Origin of the sequence: Paucisalibacillus algeriensis, assembly GCF_000577245.1 — a bacterium.
Lineage (GTDB): Bacteria > Bacillota > Bacilli > Bacillales > Amphibacillaceae > Ornithinibacillus.
On record NZ_CBYO010000017.1, the window covers coordinates 1 to 21,508 of the forward strand.

The window sequence follows — 21,508 nt, forward strand, 5'->3', positions numbered from 1 at the left end:
GCAGGGACGTTCTACCCCGGCTACAATTGTAATGATAAGACCATATGAAATAAGGTCAACCAGTAATTTCTGGTTAACCTTATAATACGAACGGGCAGGTTAGTTTAACAATCAAATAGGGATATTGGTAACAAATAAGCAAAGGGGGCACAAACATGAAAAATATTTTTAATCAATCACACGCAGAGGAAATTTTAATCCATTGACAATTTAAGTCCAAATTCAAAACCGCTATGGGGTAAAATGGATGTTGCCAAAATGCTGGCACATTGTTCATCCTTTCAAGACATTGCAATGGGAAACACTTTTCCTTCGAGAGGTTGGTTAGGAATACTAATTGGGAAGTTTGTGAAACCAATTTTTTATAATGACAAGCCTTTAGCCCACAATATGTCAACAATCCCTTCCATTTTGATAGTAGATGAAAAAGAATTTGTAACTGAAAAGGAAAAACTAAAACGAAAAATTATCACATTTCAAAATGATGGCCCTCAAAAGTGTACAAATCATCCGCATCCTTTTTTCGGTAAACTTACTTCCGAGCAATGGGGAAAAGGAATTTATAAGCACCTTGACCATCACTTAAAACAGTTTGGTGTTTAGTAAATACAGGTGAAGTCTTTTCATTAACGGGTGCGTTAGTTAAACATGATCAACTGCTTCTTGTACTAACGGGGCAGGTTTATTCAATAAGGAGCAATTGGATGGAGGTGTATTTTGGATAGATTCTTATTTGTTTTTGGGCTTTTAATTTTTGTTATTTGCCTTATTTTCTTCGTAAAGAATTTTATTGGTGATTATGATGAAATGGTGCTAATGTGGACATTGCTTGGTATGCTCAATGCCAGTATTGCGATGGGTGTTTCCGAGATAATAGGCGTAATGAAAGGTAAGAAATAAAAATGTCTATCGATGGTGTACTTCTTAGAATAGAAAAAGTAGATTATAAGTTTAACAACAATGTCATTATTGAATGTTTCAAATACCGTTCGGCTAAAAGGGGTAGTTGGGGTAGAGTTTAGAGTCCATTATAAAGATAATAAATGGAAAGCCAAAAAAGTAAAAGAGACCTGGATGGGTTAATTGTTGTTGCTCTCTTACATTTGTCGGGAACTGCCGGGCACCTAAATCATTATTTGAAACTTTATACTGCGTTCAATCGTATGAAACACAACTGAATTTTTTATGTGAAGAGAAAATAAAACAATCAAAAAGTTGTTTGGTTTGGTTTATACAGTTAGTTGCATGGAAGGGGGCAGAGTCAGTGGGTAATCCATTTAAAGTAATGTTATGGAGTTATTTGATGGTACTATTCACGGCAGTGGTCGCAGTTTTTGCTCCAACATATGATTCTTTGTACACCATGTGGACTATTGCTATCTTCGTCATATTGCTGATTATGCCGATTGTTATGGTCATACGGTTTTCGAGTAATAAGAAGAAAGCGTATGGGTTGACAATGATTTATCAATGGTACGCCTCCTTCCTTTTATTTACTTTCCCATTGCTGAAAGTGTTTAAAGAAGAGGTCTTTTATCAACTGCTATTAGTATGTTTATTTTTAAGTATGTACTTTTTAGCGAGATTGGATCAGCGAACAGAAGTGCCAATTGTCTTCCCAGATAAAGATAGAGATATTGCTAAAGTAAAAACATGGATTGCATATATGTACTATGTAATTCCAGTTTTAATTACATTTCTCGGGGTCGGTGGAGACCACATAAGAATACGGATACTTTTTGAGATATATGGAGATGAAGTTATGATGCCATATTTTTCAATCCTTATCTATCTATTATCATGCTGGCTTTTATTCTTTTTTAGTTCCATGGCTTATAAATCCCATGTCTTAGAGAGATATTTAGAGAAGTAGATTACAAGTGTTGGATTTTAAAGCACTAGATATGATTCATGGGAAAGCTACATTGTACTACTCCACCTTAATTTTTCACAGAATTTGAAGATGGAGATTCCTACTAACACCAGCGTAACCGCCAGTTATTGAAAAGGCTCTACCCGTAGTACCTACGGTGAGAGCAAAATATCTTGCACGTTGGACTCACCACACACCCTACTCTGCTTGATTTTCAATACTTCGGTACGTGTGAGGCGATTCTTGCTTGGATATTTTAGGTGACAAAACATTTCTTGCCACAACCTCATATATCCAGTTTTCAAAGAGCTATATAAACAGGAATATCATACCACACAAACATATGTTTCACTATACAAAAAGGCGATTCATATCCATCCTACTCTTTTGGCTATGATCTTCCTATTCGTTGAGGATGGTGTCTTCTCGTCTAATAATGATAAAGTCAAAAAGCTTGAGTTCCCTCAAGCTTTTTTATGTGTTATTTGTCATATTAATTGTTTGGTAATTCATATATTTATTCACCTGTGATTATTGGATATTCTCCGTTATTTGAATTACTTACCTTAATTAACGGGGATTCTATTATTTGAGACTAAGACTGCTTCAACAATTGGTACAATTGCAAGCAATTAATAGTTTTAAGAGTCTAACCCTATTCTTCCACAGACACCGGAACAAACTCAAAATTAGTCACATCCACCAACCCTAAGTCCGTTATTTTCAATGTAGGAATCACGGCTAAAGACATAAAACCTAATGTCATAATTGGATCGACATCTTCGGCTACCCCAAGTACTTCACGAGCTACTTTGTTTACTTTACTTTGCTCGACAACGACTTCCTCTCCCGAAAGATTACTCATCAGTCCGGCAACTGGAAGTGCCATACTACCGATAACCTTACCACCTTCAACCAAGACCACACCACCATCTTGTTTTTTCAAAGTCTCAATCGCCACTGCCATATCGTCATCATTTGTTCCAGTCACAATTAAGTTATGCGAATCATGTGCAATGGAAATACCAATCGCACCTTTTTGAATGCCATAGTCTTTCAACAACCCAACAAATACATTTCCAGTATTGTGATGTCTTTCTACAACAGCAATTTTAGCAACCGGTTTTTCAGGATTATACACAAACTCTCCTGCTTCATCCAGTTCCACTTCAACAATCGCTTCATTGGTCAATGCTTCTGTTTGAATAACCCCAATTGCCCTTGCTCTATTCGAATTCAATTTCAAACGAAGCTTTTCTTTAGAAAAGTTGCCAATATGCACACTGGATTGGACAACTGAGATATCCGCCTTGGTATATGGTGCCACATACTTTCCTTGGTCGGCCACAAGTTTTCCATCAATATACGTCTGTTCCACTACCAAGTTTTCAAGATCACTGAAAACAACTAAATCTGCTTTTAATCCTGGTGCCACTGCTCCACGGTCATGCAACTGACAGCACTCTGCCGTATTAATAGTGGCCATCTGGATTGCTAGAATCGGGTCTATGTTTTCCTCTACACAAATACGAATCGAATTATCTAGATGTCCCTTCTCCAAAATCGTTTTAGCCTGTACATCATCCCCACATAAGACACAACGACGTGCATTTTGAGGAGTCACACCTTCCAACAACGTCCGCAGGTTTTGTGTAACCGATCCTTCCCGTAAGAAAACATACATTCCTCGAGAAATACGTGCCTGTAATTCTTCCATCGTGGAACATTCATGGTCATTCTCAATACCCGCAGCAATGTAGGCATTGAGCTCCTTACCACCTACCATTGGGCTATGTCCATCAATTCGTTTATTTAACTTTCTAGCAACTAGTATTTTATCTAGTACACTATCTTTCGCTTGTATCACACTAGGAAAGTCCATGAATTCAGCCAGTCCCGCTACTTTCCCTTCTTCCAAAGGTGCAACCATATCGGATGCTGTTATTACCGCCCCAGCATTTTCCATATTAGTAGCTGGAACACAAGAAGGCATCATATATTGGATATCTAACGCGATATTTTTAGCCGCTTCAATCATATAATCCAATCCTTTCAGCCCTGCTACATTAACGATTTCATGAGGATCTGCCATGACTGTCGTTGTCCCGTGTGGTACGAGTAAACGCCCAAACTCTTCTGGCGTCACATAGGAAGATTCCACATGGATATGTGGATCAATAAAGCCAGGTGCAATATACTTTCCGTTTAAATCAACGATTTCTTTCCCCTCATACGTTTCACCAATACCCGCAATTTTGCCATCGATAATTGCCACATCACCATGAAGGATACTCCCTTGATAGACATCCACAATCTTCCCATTCTTTAAAACTAGATCCGCGGGTTTACGACCTGCCGCTACGTTAATTAGTTGTGTTAATTTATTTTTTTCCATTTTGTCTAACCCCCATCTCAGAATTCATTCACTCGGTTGTCCATTTCGCAAAAAAACAAAAAAGCCCGAAGAACTGCTACACTCTTCTATCTACGAGTGAGCAAAATCCTTCGAGCTACATGCCGAATAAGATTGTAATAGAATAATAGAATTCTATTACAATGTATTGCTACCCATAGTCAGTTCATTTACGGTGAACCGGTAGAAACTCGCAAGCCATATTCTTGCTATTATATGAGTGAATGGTATTTTATTAATTTTCCTAATTATAGCACTCCATCATGGTAATTCAATAGGAAAAGGTTATATCGAAAATGTACCACTGAACCTGTCCCCATAGCTTACTTCCGTTTCCAAAGTATGAGCATCATCATGGTAATAAGGGTAAAGGCAATAAGTGCTAAGAAAGGAATAGTAACAAAACCGAACCAGTTAATATATTGCCCTGAGCATGGGACACCATTTGTACACATGCTGAATTCTTGTAAAGTAGGCGTCTTTTGCAATGCATAATGATAACCAGAAATTATCATACCGATTATCGACATTGGCAGTACATACTTATAGATTTCTCTATCATTCTTGTAAACAGCAATGCCTAGAAAAATAGTGAGAGGATACATTACTATCCGTTGATACCAACAGAGTGTACAAGGGATAAGCCCCATCTGCTCACTAAAAAACAAACTACCTCCCATGGCGATTATGGATGTAATCCATGCTAGTGCAAGTGGCTTATTCATCACTCACACTAGCCTCTTCCACCATGTTCAGTAAATCTTCTGTGCTCTTACCATCAAATAATTTTCCATCAATAAAGATTGATGGTGTTGATTGGACACCGAGGCTATTTGCCGTGGACATATCTTTCTTTAAAGCTGCATCTCCTTTACCTTCCGAATAAGCACGCATAACTTGTTCCGTTTGTTCAGGACTTGCAATCTCAGCTAAAACAGCTTCTAATACTTCATCAGTGAAAATATTCGTATTTCCTGATTCTGATGTTTGATTTGCAAATAATAAATGATGGAAATCCCAGAACACATCATTACCGAGTTCTTGATAAACCGTTTCAGCAAATTGTGCGGCTGTTGTGGAATCTGGGCTAATAAATGAATAATTCATAAAGTAGAATTTTGCTTTCCCAGTCTCCACTAATTCCTCATTAATAATAGGTAAAATACTGTCATTGAATGCTTGACAGTGTGGACACTTATAGTCTCCAAACTCAATAATTTCAACTGGTGCTGACTCTTCCCCTAAATACGGTTGCCCTTCATAATCAATAACAACGGACTCTTGTTGAGCATCTTTTAGTACAATAATCCCTATGATAATTACAGCCAATATACCAATAAACAAAACTAGTTTCTTTGACAAAATAAACGCTCCTCATTCAAAACTACATAGTGTAGTGTGATAATGTAAAAAAATTACGCAAGCGCGTAAATAAATAGTCCACAGATTAGACTAAAAATGGATAACGATAGGATTACAATTCTTATTGGAATTTGCAAACGAACACCCTTTATTGGATTTAGGATATATTCAATCCGATAATTTACGGATGTATCTGCAAAAGACACGTAGGTAAAAGGCATTTTTTCCTGCTTACCTATTTTCAACATTTTCAAAAGTGCGCTGCCTAAATTCACAGATGTTTCCTGTTGTTTAATTGCAAATTCATCTGCCAATACTTCTTGAATAACGCTATATTTATGATGAAACCACTTCTGAATCGGAATATACCATATAATGGATGAGCTAAGGGATAACAAAAACACTTTAAATGGATCCCGATTAGCTTTATGATACTTTTCATGAGAAAGTACTGCTATTAATTCGTCATCCGTTAAGAGATTTATTAAACCTGTTGTGAAGATAATTTTAGGACATACAAACCCCATAGTAATCGCAAATGGGGTAGGATGTGAAATTACGATAATTTCTTCCTTCTCGCTTCCGAATACCTGATTCATTTCTATTGTAAGTTGTTTTTCTTTGTAAAAATAAAATCGCCTTTTCATTTTGATCGTTTGCATCCAATGCGATCCAATTTTCCATACCATACATAACAGCGTATAGATGACAAGTCCATCAAGAACGTATTCAAGAGATGATAATCCCAATTCTTTTAACCAACTATGACATACGGTAACAAGGTTAAATTTCACATTCCATCCTGCAAAAATGGAAATAACGTATAATCCCATTTGAAACAAAATGGTACCTGAAATGGCAAGTGACAAGATAAATAGTAGAGATGATTGACGTTTGGACATAGGTTACATACCCTTTTTCAATTCTTTAATTTTTTGTTCGAGTTTAGCAACAAGTTCATCATCCGCTTCTTCCAATGCATTCAGCATATGGCTTACGACAACATTACCGAATTCATCCATGAGTTCGGTTGTCATTTCTTTGGATTGTGTATTCAAGAACTCAGCCCTTGATTGAACTGGCTTATACAAGAACGATCTTCCTTCTGAACTCTTTTGAAGAATCCCCTTCTCTACTAATCGATTCATGACAGTCATAACCGTATTAAAGCTTGTCAATTTCTCCCGTTCAAGAATCTGTTGGACATCCTTAATGGTCTTTTCATTCTCATCATTCCATAAGATATCCATAATCTTTGCCTCAAGCGGCCCAAAAAAGCGATTCAATCCACTTTCATTGATTTTAAACTTTCGAATCTTCACAAGCTATTCACCTCACACTACCCATTGTAGTGTGAAGTTATTATGGCGTCAAGAATTATTGACAATTTTAATAGGATTCCGGGACAGGAAAACTGTCCCTCTGTCCCCTTTTTGTCTTCTTGGGTTTCTTTATAGCTAAAATTTGATATGATAATAGAAGAATTTCATTCGGAGGAGAGCATAGATGGCACGGTTAAATGAAGAACAATTAAAAGATATACGTGAAGAACGTAAAATACAAATCATGACGGGCGCACTGAAAGTTTTTGCTAATAATGGTATTAAACAAACCAAGATTAGTATGATTGCAAAAGAAGCTGGAGTTAGCCACGGTTTAGTTTACCACTACTTTGACTCCAAAGAAGCTGTTCTTTATGATACGTTGTTATGGGCCATGGAAGTAGCAACCATTGAACAAACCTTACAAGAGTTAAACCAAACAGAATTATCTCCATTAGAACAAATTAAATTCTTTTTGACCTTCGCACTCAAGGAAGGCAATAGTGATATATTCAGAGTCGTTCAGCATATCATGAAAGCAGATGATATCCCCCAAGATATCATAGACTTAGTTGAACAATCAGGAAATGTTTATATCCAATTTATGTTTCCTCTATTTGTGAAGGGACAAGAATTAGGAGAAATCATTCCAGGAGACACACAGGAATTGGTAGAAATTTTCCTTAATGTGCTATCGGGAATAATAGCTGATGACAACTCATGGTGGCAAGAAAACATAGAACGGAAAATAGATATCTTGATGAGAATGGTTGCGGTCCGATAAATTCTTTATTAAATTTTTCATTGACAATATCAAAATTAACCTATATTCTAATATTGACTGAACGAGTCAATCAATTAATGGTGGGAGGAACAAAACATGGAACAACCCATTATTTCCGTACAAAACATGAATAAAACGTATGGAAAAAAGAATGTCCTAAATGGGCTTTCCTTTGACATCAATCGTGGTACTATATTTGCCCTATTAGGTGAAAATGGTGCCGGAAAAACAACAACAGTTCGAATTTTATCTACGTTAATTAAAGCGGACAGAGGGACTGCTACAATCGCTGGACATGATCTATATAGGGATGCAAATAAAGTCAGAAGTGTCATCAGTTTGACTGGTCAACATGCTTCCGTTGATGAACTGTTAACGGGAAAAGAAAATTTAATCTTGATGGGAAAACTCCAACACCTCAATCGAAAAGCGGTTATCGCAAGAGCTAATAGCCTACTGGAACAATTTGATTTGCTAGAAGCCGCAAATAAGCCCGTGAAAACATATTCAGGCGGGATGCGACGGAGACTAGATATTGCTATCAGCCTTTTAGGTACTCCGGAAATAATCTTCCTGGATGAACCAACAACAGGCCTTGACCCTAGGAGTCGAATGAACATGTGGAAATTAATATCCGAACTGGCAAAAAGCGGTGTAACCATCTTTTTAACAACGCAATATTTAGATGAAGCAGACCAACTTGCGGATAAGCTGGCTATTATTCACCAGGGGAGAATAATTGAAGAAGGAACTGCAGAAGAATTAAAAAGCTTGGTTGGAGAGGAAAAAATAGAGCTAACCTTTCATGATCAGATTTCATTAGATAAGGCTCAAGATTTGTTGAATGGTCAAATAAACAAACAAAATCTAAGTATTTCCTTATCAACAGATGGTACAGCAAGTAGTTTACGTAACGTACTAAACAAATTACACAGTAATCATATGGAACCACTCTCTATAAATTTCCGTAAACCAACCTTAGATGATGTATTTTTACAACTTACAAAGAGAGATAGGGAAGGAGTTCTACAACATGACTAATACAAAGTGGTATTGGGCTATTTCCGACGGATGGAACATGTCGGGTCGTAGCTTAAGGCATCTATTTAGAAATCCTGAGACAATATTCTTAAGTGTTGGTTTACCCATCACCTTAATGCTGTTATTTGTCTATGTATTTGGCGGTGCTATTCAAACAGGCACAGCATACATTAATTACGTTGTACCTGGTGTAATCATTACATGTGTAGGATACGGAAGTTCCATAACGGCTATCAGTGTTACTCAAGATATGGTTGGAGGATTATTTGATCGATTACGTAGTATGCCTGTTCACCCTGCCTCCCTCCTAGTAGGTCATGTCAGCGGAAGTTTCATTCGGAATATAATGGCAACTTCTTTGGTTATACTTGTAGCAATCTTAATTGGTTTCAGACCAAACGCTAGTCTCATGGAATGGCTTCAAGTGATAGGTGTACTAAGTCTATTTCTCTTTGCCATCAGTTGGTTAGCAGTTATTTTTGGGTTACTTGCAAATTCAGTCGAGATAGCCAGTTCGTTCACATTCCTAATCATGTTCTCGCCCTACATCAGTAGTGCTTTTGTTCCCACAGACACAATGCCAACATGGCTGCAATGGTTTGCGGAATATCAACCAATGACACCATTAATTGAGACAATGCGCGGGCTATTAATCGGGACACCTATCAATCAATATGGTTGGTTAACGGTTGTATGGTTTGGTGGATTATTAGTCATATCGCTTTTCATAGCAATTCATCTTTTTAATCGTAAGAGAAGTCAGTAGTAGGATACCTGGTTACCTGTACAGACGAGAGTGACAATAGGGATTAATGAATAAAAGGAACGTATTAACCAATTAGGGGTTAACACGTTCCTTTAATAATGAGACCTTGATTAGACATTTTCCTAGAAAAGTTTATCCTTCCTTGTCATCTAACATCCTTTCACTAATCCTCCGCTTCCGATACAGCATTCTCCCAGCTTCCGCAATATCCTTCACAGCAGAACGATTAATAATCGCACCAAATACTAGTCCAGCAATTGGAATCATTTGAAATAACTTCTTCCAGCCAAATTGATCGCGGAAGGTAAAGAAAACTTCTCTCCAACCCTGAAGCTCAGACATGACCAATCGTTTCGTGTCCTCTTCTGGGTTATCCAATTTGGCTAACGTACCCAATATTGCCTGTTTGCCAACATAATCCGAGGAGACGAATTGCAAGACCTTTACAATATATAAACGTTCTTTTTGATCGCAGGGGTCATAACCATAGCAAATGGCGATATCCTGTAAGGTTTTAAGTAGTAATCCTAACAGGAAGGGAATATCAATCGCCAGGGTAAAGATCCCACCAATTCCCGTACTAGCTCCCTGTGCAGAGGCTATGTTCTTTCTATTTTTCGTTAGATTTTCCGCTGTGTTATCCATTTCTACGATAGGTAATTGACTCACATCTTCCAATGTTTCAATGTTTTTACCCGGATAGTATTCGGTTACTTTGGAGGCAGAGCTTAAATATCTTCCTCCTGTTTGGATGTAGTTACCTGTTTCATCCAGCATCTCACCAATCTTATCTTGAATAAATGCCGGGGTGAATTTATCGAGTATTTTAAAAGGTAGTCGACCAAGCCTTTCCCAAAACCATAGATCACTTTGGTCCTTTTCCCATTTTTGGATAGTCGCTATTTCTTGCTCTAGCCATTCTTTGGACTCTGTCATGAAAATTGCACCTTTAATATACTCTTACACGGCGTCATAATTTTAAATTAACTAAAATGATACTAGAAGTTGGTGATTGATGTTAAGTATTTACTCTATTAACTTATTATAGAAGTTCATGCTTTCCGACATACTTATAACATCTTGTAGTAGTTTTATTAAAAGCGAGAAGTTACAGGCACTCATAATTCGATATGTAGAAGGTTAAGAACATGTTTGTTTAGCAAAAAGAACCCCTTCTGAAGAAACATTTAAAAATGAATTCTTTATTGGCGTATCCTCTACTCTACAGTTTGAAATCATTAATTTAATCATTACTGACTAACGACCAATCTTTAACAACTCTAATCTAAAATTCTCCTCTATCTCTGCTAGCTTTCTTAATTCCTTCGATAAACCTAACCAATCATTATTTACTGACATAGAATGACAAACACCAAGTACCTTTGCCTGATTAGTCTTCAACGTTGATAAATTAGTATGTCTATCTTTAAAAAATATTGCATAATCGTTGGCTCTTCTTGCACCTAATTGGAAAAGGAAAAATGTTGTATGTCCTATTATTTCAGCTGTAATAGGGCCATTTTGTAATTGATTTGCATAATAACAAATTGCCTCCCTTCCGGTTAAACCTATATCTGCTTCTTCGATTTCTAAATAAGTTCTTTGAAAATAATTGATAGCTCTCTCGTATACTTCATTTTTGTCTAGTGGGACAACCTTTTTTGGTGAAGACCAATATTTATAGTACCCTTTCCTATATGGAATATTTTCTGCCATCCAAGCTTTTCTGAACTGGTCCAATGCTAATGGAACATAAGGAATGCCAGCTGGATCATGCACATAAATATTTTCATTATCCATTTGGTAACCTAACACGTAATGGTCAGCACCATTTAAATTTTTATGATTTGGGTGATATGTTAGCTCACCCATGTCCAAAGGGCCTAGAATGACAGGATTTTGTTTCATTTGCTTTTTTAAAAACGTACATGGGTCATCTAAGTAACTAGCTTGCTGATGTTCTTCTGCAGCAAATCCCAGGATGTTTAAAGCATAATTGATACCGTCATCGGGATCTCTCATACTAAAAAATAGGGTTTTTTCATTTTCTAACATGGCACCTAACCCAACTCCCGTTAATACTTCTACAAGTTGAGGAGACACATTTTCTCCTATAGATGAAAGAAACATTGTAGTTGAATTTGAATAACAGTAATGTCCATTACCTATATACATTAACATCACCCCCATAAAGATGAATCAACTATATATTTTTGAAAATTGAAAATCAACCTTAAACATGCACCCATAACCGCATTAATGGCTCTATTCCTCAGGAACACTTCAATTGATATACCAACATAACCAAATAAAAAGCCACAAACCCATAGCACGGTTCGTGGCCTTTCTCTATAATCCTGAAATTCTACTTTCCTTTCTTCTTACTATAAACAACCTTCACTTGCTCCCATGTCTCATTCCCAAATGTATCCTTCGACCAGATTATAATTACATTCTCGCCATCTTCCAGACTAACATTGGTACTAAATGAACCATTTTTCACTTTCGTATCTTTTCCATTTACACGTACAAAATCTAAATTAGCATCGGAAACTTGTCCTTCTAATTTCACCGATTTCTTGTGACTTGTTTCGCCATCTACTGGAGAATTAATTGTGATGGCTGGTGCAATGGAATCAACATCGACCGTGATGGTTTGGACAGTTTCATTTCCAGCTTTATCTGTTGCCGTAACAGAGATACGATTTGCTCCTTGTTCAAGAGTTACAGTAGCTTCATAGTTTCCATCTACTAGAGTCGCTTCTGTACCATTTATGCTAACAGTATCCAGATTCTCATCGTCCACTTGCGCCTGAACACTTACGGATGTGGTATTAAATCGCTCTCCATCTTCCGGTGAAAGAATCGATACAACTGGAGAAGTGCTATCTAGTATTACCTTCACTTTATTAGATGTTCTAGTGAACCCTTCTCCTTGGGTAGCACGAGAAGAAATCACATTCTCACCTTCTGTTAAGGAGACTTCCGCATGAAACGTTCCATCACCTGCTGAAGTAACGATAGCTGCTTCTGAACCGTTATTAAACAAATGAACTTCTGTATTTGGTTGTGCTTGTCCACTAACCGTAACCGTGTCATCATTTGTATAGGTATTGGTTGTTGGTGAAGTAATCTTTGGCACTGCTTCATCATATGCTACGACAGCTCGAATCATATAGTTTCCATCGTTTGGTGAAGTCTGCTTCCATACACCATCAATATAGGAATAGTTTCTTCCCGAAGTTCCATTGCTCGTATCCCGATTAATTGCCGGTATATACGGGAATCCATCACTTTGAATATAGGCAAGGTAAAAATCACCTTCCACAACAATTTCCTCACCACTTAAATCAATGAATGTCCAATCCGTATGAGAACGAATGGCTTCTGCTTCAAAAGGTCCGGCAATTTTCTCTCCAGGTAAACCATTTGGCCCTGTTGCATCATACACTTCCACTAAAAATTCCGTTCCACCTGGGTCCGGACGATTACCGCCATCAAACTTGTAATAACCACCGGTTAAGACTGCTCTTGTTTCGCCTTCTTTAAGAGACATTTTCACAGCCCAACCATTACCAGGAGTGTGGAAATAATTAAGTGCTTCTGCTGTTCCATCATCATAAGAGATTGTTTCAGATGTACCGACAATTGGTGCTAGTGTAATGTTTTGGACAACTTCTGCATCACCTTCTACAGTTATTTCTGCCGTATTCGGATAATGCATTGGATCAGACACCTTAAGCGTGTACGTTCCTTCAAAAGCTGTTAACTCGAATGAGCCATCGGCATTAGTCACTGCCGGCTCAATATTAGCATCCTCTACTAGGTAGACTCTTGCGCCTTCAACTGGTTCCCCTGTTAGTTCATCGGTGATAACACCAGTGATAGTTCCCCTTAACTTCTCTTGAAGGGTAAAGTTCACTGCTTCTTCTTCGTCATCTACAATGGCAACTGTTTCCGTTTGGGCATGATAACCATAGGATTCAGCAACTACAGAATATTCCCCTGCAGGATGACGTAAAGCAAAACCACCATTTTGTGGGTTGGTTACCGTTGAACGCCCTGTCTCCAATACGCTTACTTGTGCCTCAATTGGCAGTAAGGATAATGTATTGTCCGCTTCGATATCAGCATTCAAATCTACTAAATCTGTTGTTTGGATAGTAGCTGGTTTTGAATCTGTATTACTACTCGCTCCATCTACTCCTGCTTGTAAAGAAACATCATCAATATACCAACCAGGTCTATTGGTACTGGAATCTGAATAGGTATAAAATGCGATGAAAATTCCTTGCCCAGCATATGCGGATAGATCAACCGATGCATCGACCCAACTCTCTGAATCTCCTTTTACCATTAACAACCCTGTCCAATCTTGACCGTTCGGTGACACCATGACATATCCATAATCATATGCTGTTCCAGTATAGATAGACTGTTCAAAGCTATGCCATTGTTTAAAATGTAAGCTAGCTGGTTCTTCTGGTAGAGAGATTGCTGGCATAACAAGCATTTCTCTCATCGAATCCCTATAGTTCCCTGCTAGATTCGTAGCATAAACATGTTCACCAGATGCCGCGGCATTAGGACCTGACGTTGGAACTCCCCATTCCCAAGTCGGATTCTCTCCTACCACAGTCCATCCCTCTGGTTCTGTTTCAAAATCTTCAAAGTAACCAATTGATAAGCTTTCTAGTATCGTGACGAGATACTCTTCACTATTCACACTATTTCCAGCAAAGTCTGTAATGGTCCATTGATAGGTTAGTGTCCCTGCCTCAGCAACACCTGCTGGAATCGTAGCGAGATATTCACCAGATAAATAGTCTCCAGAAATTCGCTCCGCAGTAACACTAATCCACTCACCATCATTTACTTTGTACGACAGTTCTACTGATTCCACACTGATATTATCACTTGCTTCTACCATCAGATCGATTTGTTGCCCCTCCGAAACCTCTTGTATTGGATTGTGGGAATAGACAGGAGCTTCCTCGTCTTCCCCTTCAATCGTTACATTACCAGTAATGATTCCCATACCTTGTGTTTCCGATAATACAGCATCATAGACATTCAACAATCCATAACCATAGCCGTGGTTCGGTGACTCGGTGAAGTCTCGGTCGATTAAAGGTGTAGCCGTCTCGAGTAACACTTGTTCAATCTCATCTACTGTGATACTGGCGTTAGCCTGGCGTAGTAATGCAACCGCTGCAGCAACATGTGGAGCTGCCATCGAAGTACCACTCTTATCTCCATAGGTCCCATCTGGTAAAGTCGAGCGAATTTTCACCCCAGGTGCGGTTAAATCAGGCTTAATTTCCCCATATGGAGATGGCCCCTGGAATGAAAAGTCCGCTAATACATTCTCATCATTTACCGCCCCAACCGCAAACGACTCCGGGTAGTTTGCAGGGCTAGCAATCGTACCAGGTCCATTCGGAATTAGAATTGATGCATTACCAGCTGCAAATACTGGGAAAATACCATAGGCTCTCCATGTCTGAACAACCTCTAAAAACCACTCATTAATACCTGGTCCACCACTCCATGAATTATTCACCACATCCGGAGCCAAATCCACTCGACCTCCAGGTGCCATAATCCACTCCGCAGCTTCTAAAATATTCGAATCCGATCCATTTCCTGCTGCATCAAATGCTTTCGCAGCAATCCACTTCGCCCCAGGAGCAACACCGATTTGATTCGAACCATCCGGCTCACTTCCAACCATTGTCCCAGTAACATGAGTCCCGTGTCCATTATCATCATAGCTCTCTGCTTGTCCATTGACTGCATCAAAGAAACTATATTGATGTTCTACGGAACCATCTGCAGCATTGTAGCCACGATATTTTTCCTTAAGGGCTGGGTGATCCCATAGAACTCCGGAATCAATGCTTGCAACAACAGCTCCAGTACCATCAACACCTAACTCCCATGCTTCAGGTGCTAAGACTTGATCGACGTTCCATTGTGCATTTTCTCCTGTGGAATTTGTCGTTGAATCTGTTTCTTCTACTAGATGTCTTTCTTCATCTAAATAGATTTTATTAACTTCATTCATTGAAGCAATTTTTTCCACTACTTCTTTAGAACCAGTAAACGTAATCGCATTAATTACATGATAGGATTTGTATTTCTTAACTTTTCCTTTTTGTTTTTCTTGGTTTAATAGTTTTACTAAAGGTTCTTGTGATTGATGGGCGTTCGCCTTTAACTCTGTTAAAATCTCAGAACGCACCATATGCTTCTTGTTTAACCCTAGTGCCTTTTTGTTGGCTTGTTTCATTACTTTAGAAGCATCGACTTGATCATTTAGTGTAATGATGACGGATACTTCCTCACTAGAGTCCATTTTCTGTTTAACTTTGTTGTCTATTTTGTATATAGCTGCTTGTTGTAGGTTGCTAGTATTGTTTTGAGTTTGTGCAGTGACTATTGGTGATAAAAATGTACTCAAAACTAGCATTACTGTCGAAAGAAGAAATAAAATGCGCATTAGACCTCGTTTTCTCAATGAACAACCCTCCTGAAATCTTTTTTAATAAGATAGATAATTGTTGAAAACTATCATATTAGGAATAGACTACAGGAATGGTGGTGAGAAAGTTGTCGGTATTTGGAAGAGTTTTGTGGGGAATTGGGGCTATTTTTTCGACTTTTGTTATTGGAACCGTAGAGATACTTTAAGAACCGCGGAGACAGGCACCGTGGTCCATTGCTGAGCTAGGCAATTGGACCATGGTACCTGTCCCTCTGGTCCTTCCTGGACGATATTCAATGTACCCATGTTTTATCAATTCCTTTCTAGCCCGTCTAAACGTAATACCTGACGAACCACACTTTACCTTTAAAATTGCTCCTAGTATTGAAAACTCCTCAGCCCAACCTGCCTCTTTATTAGCATGTAACAATGCAAGCCATAAACTCCTTGCTGCCCCCGATAATGGTTCCTCTCCCAAATGCTCAAAAAATATAAATAACTCCTCTTCCATAAAATCCATCTTTGAATCTCCTTTTCTATGTATTATTTGGGATAAAATATGACCATGGTATAGTAAAGTTATATAAACCCTTTCACATCTATAGTCGGACTAGATATAGAAAAGGTGGCATTTTTTTAGGATTGTCCTCAATATGTTAACTAGATTATTTGTGTCATCCTTAAATAACTCCATTGGTCATATATTCTCTCAAAAGCTTCCCATATGATTTCTACAATTTTGTTAACCATGTTTGATTTTCATAAGTTAACAGTAGTAATTGACCATAAAAAGATCTAAATCCAGTCACGCGTTTTTATATTATAATGAAAGCAATTATATATTAAGGAGAGATTTGAAATGGGAATCACAATGGAAATGAGTAAGGGTGCATATGAAATTGCCAAGATAGTCTACTCAGGAAAACTTACTAGAAGCGAAGGGAAAATAGAAATAAATAAGGTAACAGGCATGAATGAAGGTTCTGCACAAGCTTTTATAACAATATTTTTGGCAATGATGGATGGTGAAGTATATAAGAGGGCTTTTAATAATGCTACTAATAGATTTCTTTTAGAGAGCATTAAGGAAGATTATGGTGATAAGGCTTTTAATAGAGCATTAGCCGCTGTCCAACAGCATATTGATTACTGGTCCACTTTAGGTAAGGGAAATCTATCTGGTTTACAAAGAATAGTAGATCAAATGCAATGATACTTTTTCAATTAAGGTAGACTCCCCTTGGGTGTTTTGAGGGAAGCTCGACTCTTAAATTCATTTTAAACTGTGATACGGTTCAGCTGTCCAATAATAATGTTATTGCCTTTACCAAAAAAGCCGAAACCGCCACAGAGCACTTAATAGAATTTAAGCTTTCGACAATAAAGAGACAACTTACTGGTGATATAGGCATTCATGTCTCGCCAACGTTCTTGAACCATATGGTCAATGAGCTCTAGGAATATGTTCTCATCATAGAAGGAAAGGGGTCAGACCCCTTCCATTATTATAATTTTTCTCTATATTGCATATTTCTACAAAACTAGCTAAAATCCTTCCTTATTTCATTAGTCCTTTGATTTCAATTTGTTGCGTAGGAATGCTACTTTTTATTTCTATAATAATAGGCAGTAGAACTATTAAGTTCTACTGCCCATTTACCTGTAATTACTAAATGAAATTCTAAGGCCGTTCTGATACTTCACAATGTAGCGCCTGAACTATCCCTATTAATCATCTGTCATAGCTGTAATCAACAGTTCTAAAAAAGCAACAATGTTTACGAAAAACACACTTATTTATAAAACACTTTGTCCACGTTGTATCTCGACTTGAGCTCATTAATTATATATGTTTCATAAATTTCTCTTTCCATTGGATCTTCTACTAAACAAATATCGATTTTATATACTTCATCTCTGTGCATTTTAATAGGTGAAACAGTATCCTCAAAATGTTTTTTAATTCTTTGGCGTAGTTTCCGTGCTTTTCCAACAAAAAGAAGCTCATCATTTATATTATAAAACAAGAAAATACCACCTTTATCTCTTGGTATTAGATGAAAATCAATAAATCCATAAATAGGTTTGATTTCTGGTTCATTTTCCTTCAGAATTTGCTTCCGTTCTGTAATCGTAATATCTGGAGTTGGTATGCTAATATTTATCATGGTTAAACACGTCCTTTTCTGTATAGAAAGAAATGCGATATAACAGTTAATTTACGTCCTTACTTCCTTCTTCTATTCTCTCCACTAGTTTAAATAAAAATCGATAAATTAACAGATAAGCTTCCTCTAATGACATCTCCTCATGAAACCCTTGCACATTATTCAAGGCAAAATTCAAGTCCCACACGCCATCCTTTTGATTGAATATCAATTCAAATCTTGCTTCATCTCCATATAATTCTTTACTTATGTTTTCTTTAAGAGATATCTCAAACTTTTTCTGCAACTGCAATCCTACCATAACGTCGTATGTACCAAATACATCACTTAATTCCAACGAAATCGCATCGACGCCGATTAGTTCCAACCAATTCGATTCTAAGTATAGAAATTCATTCTTGTGTTTTTGAAGGTAGTCAATCGGTTGTTCTAAGAAAACAAATGATTCTTTAGCTAGCGTTTCTTCTGTTTCTTTATCACATCTTTCTATGTAGGCATCTATGAAACGTGTCGTAGGATCTTTTTCTATTAATGTAATGTCATTTGAGATTAATTCATATTTCTTAATAAACTCTTTTTCCTCTTGATATATTTCAACCGAGGTTGCAGCTTGTTGCTCTTCACTCATCAATTCAGATGAAATGTATTGTTTCATTCGTTTATGTAACATTGGTATGTCCTCCTGAATTTCGTGCCTGTCCCCGGTGCGGTACTGCTTTCGTGTATTTTGGGATAAGCACGCCATTTCGTGTTATTCACTCTTTAACGAGTACGTTTTCTACCTCTTGTTGTAGTATCTGAATTGCCTTTTAGTCGATTATTATTAGGTTTCCTACTTGAAGAAGGATTTGCTGAATTCCCACCTGTTTTTTTACGACCTTCAGAGAACTTTCCTTCTTTTGATTGTTTACGGCTTACTCTATCATAATCCTCCCGATCAGGGATGCTTACCCCTTCAATCACTTGTATGTCGAATTTTTGTTGAATCCCTTTTTCAATCATTCGTAGGAACTCCATATCCTTAGGAGCTACTAAAGTAATAGCAACCCCGTCTCCACCTGCACGCCCAGTCCTTCCAATCCGGTGAACATAGCTTTCAACATCTTGTGGAATATCATAATTATAGACATGTGTCACCCCTTCTACATCAAGGCCCCGTGCAGCAACGTCAGTAGCAACTAAAAATTGCGTTTTCGCCTCACGAAATCGCTTCATCGCTTTTTCACGTTTGGACTGTGTTAAATCGCCATGCAATTCGTCTGATTCATACCCGCTCGCACTCAGTGCATCATGTAGTTTTTTAGCACGAACTTTTGTACGACAGAATATAATCGCTAAAAAAGGACGATGTTCTTTAATTAAATGTAGTAAAGTTGCTTGCTTTCTTCTATCCGTTGTTTCAACAACTACTTGTTTAATCTCATCAACCGTAACACGTTTTGCTTTCACTTCAATGAAATCTGGCTCTACCATATATTTCTTTGCTAAAGTGTGTATTTCGTTAGGCATGGTTGCAGAGAATAGCATGGTTTGTCTAGAAGAAAGTGTTTCATGAATGATGTCATCCACCTCTGGAAGAAAGCCCATATGTAACATTTGGTCAGCTTCATCTAACACAAGCATCTGAACCGTTGAAAGATCGATTGATCCACGACGAATGTGATCTAATAACCGACCTGGTGTTGCAACGACTATATGTGTGGCACCTTTTAACTTTTTTAATTGATGCGCCACATCCTGACCACCATACACAGCTAACGTATTGATGCCTTCTACGTTTTCAACCATTCTCTTTATTTCTTTTGAAATTTGTTGAGCTAATTCTCTTGTTGGGGTTAATATAAGTGCTTGAACATCTGACTTATGCACATCAATCTTTTCCAGAATAGGAAGAACAAAAGCCAGCGTCTTTCCTGTTCCCGTTTGTGCTTTTGCAATAACATCCTTCCCCTCTAGTACAGATGGAATCGTCCGTTCTTGGATGGAAGTAGGAGCTACTATTCCTAATGACTTTAATGTATGGTTAATCTCTTTTCGTATTCCAAGTTGTAAAAAATCAGGCAAGGCTAATCACGTCTCTTTTCGTATATTAATGCCAGTTTTCAAAGGCTTGTTTACTATAGCATATTGGTTAGTATTTACAGAGTGAATTGGATTATTAATGTAGCATTTCCGTTGATGTGCTACCGAGTGAAATTGGGGTCAGTCTTTTAACCCACGAACAAACATTCTAATTTCAATATAAATTTATTCCATCATATGATATTATATAGACAACAACTACATAGTATAGTGGGCGGTTGGCCATCTTCCTTATGAAGGGAGGTGGTAAGGATGACGACTTACGAGGCAATAAGTTTACTTGTTCAATTTAGCTATTCTTTTATAGCTGGAGTATCATTAATTGTTACAATCGTCGTCATTCTAAATAAAAAGAAGTAACCGCCCCTGTGACAAGGTTGTGCGATTACTTCTTTTTGCTCTAACAACTTAACCGGTCAACCGCTCTTTATGCGGTGAGTAGTTGTGGTACTTAGTAGTTACCGCTACTAAGTACCTTTTTCTTATTATTAGTATAATTTGATATGTTTATACTGTCAATCTCTCTCATTAGTAATCCTGGGACGGATGGGATACAGCGGTAAAATTTACTGGCAGACGATAATCAAGGAGCTTGTATCAAAAGTAACATCCTATAAGTATTCAAGCCAAAAATAAAAAAGCCTTCCATTCAGCAATCACCCAAGCCAAATGGAAGACCCTTATTTTACACATTTACAGCACCTACCTATTATCCACCTTCTCCGGATAAAGATCATGCTGCATCAACCTTGTACTAGCCATCTCCTGAAAACTAGTTCCCGGCTTTCCATAATTACAATATGGATCAATCGATATACCTCCGCGTGGTGTGAATTTTGCCCACACTTCGATATACCTTGGATCCATTAGTTTGATTAGATCTTTCATCATGATGTTGACGCAGTCTTCATGGTAAGCCCCATGATTTCTAAAGCTAAACATGTATAGCTTAAGTGACTTACTTTCTACCATTCTCTTATCAGGAATGTAAGAAATATAGATTGTTGCAAAGTCTGGTTGCCCGGTCATTGGGCAGAGACTCGTAAACTCCGGAAAGTTGAATTTCACGAAGTAATTATTTTCCTGGTGCTGATTTTCGAATGTCTCTAGTACATTCGGATTGTAATCATACTCATAGGTTGTATTCTGATTTCCCAATAAGGTAAGGTCTTTTGTATCGCTTGCTTTCACTTTTACTCTCCTCCAATTA

At 37.7% G+C, this 21,508-nt stretch carries 21 protein-coding genes, 1 pseudogene and 1 riboswitch; of the genes and pseudogenes, 9 read left to right on the plus strand and 13 right to left on the minus strand.

The features are described from left to right. Nucleotides 1–155: 155 nt before the first annotated feature. The 3 genes and pseudogenes from TY11_RS13590 to TY11_RS13600 all read left to right on the plus strand — a co-directional run bounded on the left by TY11_RS13590 (nucleotide 156) and on the right by TY11_RS13600 (nucleotide 1,873). A pseudogene (locus TY11_RS13590) lies at nucleotides 156–603 on the plus strand (DUF1569 domain-containing protein). Between the two features lie 114 nt (nucleotides 604–717). Next, a complete protein-coding gene (locus TY11_RS13595; protein ID WP_042147166.1) occupies nucleotides 718–900 on the plus strand; it encodes a hypothetical protein in 183 nt (60 codons plus the stop codon). 364 nt (nucleotides 901–1,264) lie between these two features. Further along, complete coding sequence (locus TY11_RS13600) at nucleotides 1,265–1,873, plus strand: hypothetical protein (protein WP_042147169.1); 609 nt, start codon at nucleotides 1,265–1,267, stop codon at nucleotides 1,871–1,873. A gap of 655 nt (nucleotides 1,874–2,528) precedes the next feature. Here the strand turns inward: TY11_RS13600 and ade are convergent. The 5 genes from ade to TY11_RS13625 form a co-directional block, all read right to left on the minus strand. Further along, a complete protein-coding gene (ade, locus tag TY11_RS13605; RefSeq protein WP_042147172.1) occupies nucleotides 2,529–4,268 on the minus strand; it encodes an adenine deaminase in 1,740 nt (579 codons plus the stop codon). 156 nt (nucleotides 4,269–4,424) lie between these two features. Next, nucleotides 4,425–4,526: riboswitch (purine riboswitch) on the minus strand. Nucleotides 4,527–4,609: 83 nt separating this feature from the next. Continuing rightward, nucleotides 4,610–5,011: a disulfide oxidoreductase gene (locus tag TY11_RS13610; protein WP_042147175.1), complete on the minus strand. Its 402-nt coding sequence runs from the start codon at nucleotides 5,009–5,011 to the stop codon at nucleotides 4,610–4,612. Continuing rightward, nucleotides 5,004–5,648, minus strand: a complete 645-nt coding sequence (locus TY11_RS13615) for a DsbA family protein (protein WP_052345841.1) — start codon at nucleotides 5,646–5,648, stop codon at nucleotides 5,004–5,006. Before TY11_RS13615 ends, TY11_RS13610 begins: the two co-directional genes overlap by 8 nt. A gap of 53 nt (nucleotides 5,649–5,701) precedes the next feature. Then, nucleotides 5,702–6,550 carry a M56 family metallopeptidase gene (locus tag TY11_RS13620; protein ID WP_042147181.1) on the minus strand — a complete coding sequence of 283 codons (849 nt, stop codon included), beginning with the start codon at nucleotides 6,548–6,550 and terminating at the stop codon, nucleotides 5,702–5,704. A 3-nt stretch (nucleotides 6,551–6,553) separates the two neighbouring features. Then, a complete protein-coding gene (locus TY11_RS13625; protein ID WP_042147184.1) occupies nucleotides 6,554–6,970 on the minus strand; it encodes a BlaI/MecI/CopY family transcriptional regulator in 417 nt (138 codons plus the stop codon). Between the two features lie 184 nt (nucleotides 6,971–7,154). On the opposite strand from TY11_RS13625, the gene TY11_RS13630 reads away from it, so the two are divergent. From TY11_RS13630 to TY11_RS13640, 3 genes are all read left to right on the plus strand, one after another. Continuing rightward, entirely contained in the window at nucleotides 7,155–7,754 is a 600-nt protein-coding gene (locus TY11_RS13630; protein WP_042147187.1) for a TetR/AcrR family transcriptional regulator, read from the plus strand. A gap of 96 nt (nucleotides 7,755–7,850) precedes the next feature. Further along, nucleotides 7,851–8,795, plus strand: coding sequence for a daunorubicin resistance protein DrrA family ABC transporter ATP-binding protein (locus TY11_RS13635; RefSeq protein WP_042147190.1), 945 nt, complete (start codon nucleotides 7,851–7,853; stop codon nucleotides 8,793–8,795). Further along, nucleotides 8,788–9,561 (plus strand): ABC transporter permease, encoded by a 774-nt coding sequence (locus tag TY11_RS13640; protein WP_042147193.1) that lies wholly within the window; start codon nucleotides 8,788–8,790, stop codon nucleotides 9,559–9,561. The genes TY11_RS13635 and TY11_RS13640 overlap by 8 nt, the downstream gene beginning before the upstream one ends. Nucleotides 9,562–9,693: 132 nt before the next feature. On the opposite strand, the gene TY11_RS13645 is transcribed toward TY11_RS13640, so the two are convergent. The 4 genes from TY11_RS13645 to TY11_RS13660 all read right to left on the minus strand — a co-directional run bounded on the left by TY11_RS13645 (nucleotide 9,694) and on the right by TY11_RS13660 (nucleotide 16,568). Then, nucleotides 9,694–10,497, minus strand: a complete 804-nt coding sequence (locus tag TY11_RS13645; protein ID WP_042147196.1) for an EcsC family protein — start codon at nucleotides 10,495–10,497, stop codon at nucleotides 9,694–9,696. A 321-nt stretch (nucleotides 10,498–10,818) separates the two neighbouring features. Next, nucleotides 10,819–11,742, minus strand: a complete 924-nt coding sequence (locus TY11_RS13650; protein ID WP_042147201.1) for a YobF C-terminal domain-containing protein — start codon at nucleotides 11,740–11,742, stop codon at nucleotides 10,819–10,821. A gap of 184 nt (nucleotides 11,743–11,926) precedes the next feature. Beyond that, nucleotides 11,927–16,081 (minus strand): S8 family serine peptidase, encoded by a 4,155-nt coding sequence (locus TY11_RS13655; protein WP_052345843.1) that lies wholly within the window; start codon nucleotides 16,079–16,081, stop codon nucleotides 11,927–11,929. A gap of 169 nt (nucleotides 16,082–16,250) precedes the next feature. After that, nucleotides 16,251–16,568 carry a hypothetical protein gene (locus TY11_RS13660; protein WP_042147205.1) on the minus strand — a complete coding sequence of 106 codons (318 nt, stop codon included), beginning with the start codon at nucleotides 16,566–16,568 and terminating at the stop codon, nucleotides 16,251–16,253. A gap of 339 nt (nucleotides 16,569–16,907) precedes the next feature. Between TY11_RS13660 and TY11_RS13665 the strand changes: the two genes are divergently transcribed. Further along, nucleotides 16,908–17,261, plus strand: a complete 354-nt coding sequence (locus TY11_RS13665) for a hypothetical protein (protein ID WP_042147208.1) — start codon at nucleotides 16,908–16,910, stop codon at nucleotides 17,259–17,261. Nucleotides 17,262–17,347: 86 nt separating this feature from the next. Continuing rightward, nucleotides 17,348–17,506: a DUF2935 domain-containing protein gene (locus TY11_RS21015; protein WP_255342704.1), complete on the plus strand. Its 159-nt coding sequence runs from the start codon at nucleotides 17,348–17,350 to the stop codon at nucleotides 17,504–17,506. Nucleotides 17,507–17,841: 335 nt separating this feature from the next. Here TY11_RS21015 and TY11_RS13670 read toward each other — a convergent pair whose 3' ends face one another. From TY11_RS13670 to TY11_RS13680, 3 genes are all read right to left on the minus strand, one after another. Beyond that, on the minus strand, nucleotides 17,842–18,216 hold the full coding sequence (locus TY11_RS13670; RefSeq protein WP_042147211.1) for a nucleotide excision repair endonuclease: 375 nt from the start codon (nucleotides 18,214–18,216) through the stop codon (nucleotides 17,842–17,844). A gap of 46 nt (nucleotides 18,217–18,262) precedes the next feature. Continuing rightward, the gene (locus tag TY11_RS13675; protein ID WP_042147213.1) at nucleotides 18,263–18,886 is read right to left on the minus strand and encodes a hypothetical protein; all 624 of its coding nucleotides are present in this window, start codon (nucleotides 18,884–18,886) and stop codon (nucleotides 18,263–18,265) included. A 92-nt stretch (nucleotides 18,887–18,978) separates the two neighbouring features. Further along, nucleotides 18,979–20,280: a DEAD/DEAH box helicase gene (locus tag TY11_RS13680; RefSeq protein ID WP_042147215.1), complete on the minus strand. Its 1,302-nt coding sequence runs from the start codon at nucleotides 20,278–20,280 to the stop codon at nucleotides 18,979–18,981. A gap of 270 nt (nucleotides 20,281–20,550) precedes the next feature. Here TY11_RS13680 and TY11_RS20865 point away from each other — a divergent pair, with 270 nt between their 5' ends. Further along, nucleotides 20,551–20,658, plus strand: coding sequence for a putative holin-like toxin (locus TY11_RS20865; RefSeq protein ID WP_231495824.1), 108 nt, complete (start codon nucleotides 20,551–20,553; stop codon nucleotides 20,656–20,658). Between the two features lie 342 nt (nucleotides 20,659–21,000). Here TY11_RS20865 and queF read toward each other — a convergent pair whose 3' ends face one another. Further along, a complete protein-coding gene (queF, locus tag TY11_RS13685; RefSeq protein ID WP_042147217.1) occupies nucleotides 21,001–21,489 on the minus strand; it encodes a preQ(1) synthase in 489 nt (162 codons plus the stop codon). Between the last annotated feature and the right edge of the window lie 19 nt (nucleotides 21,490–21,508).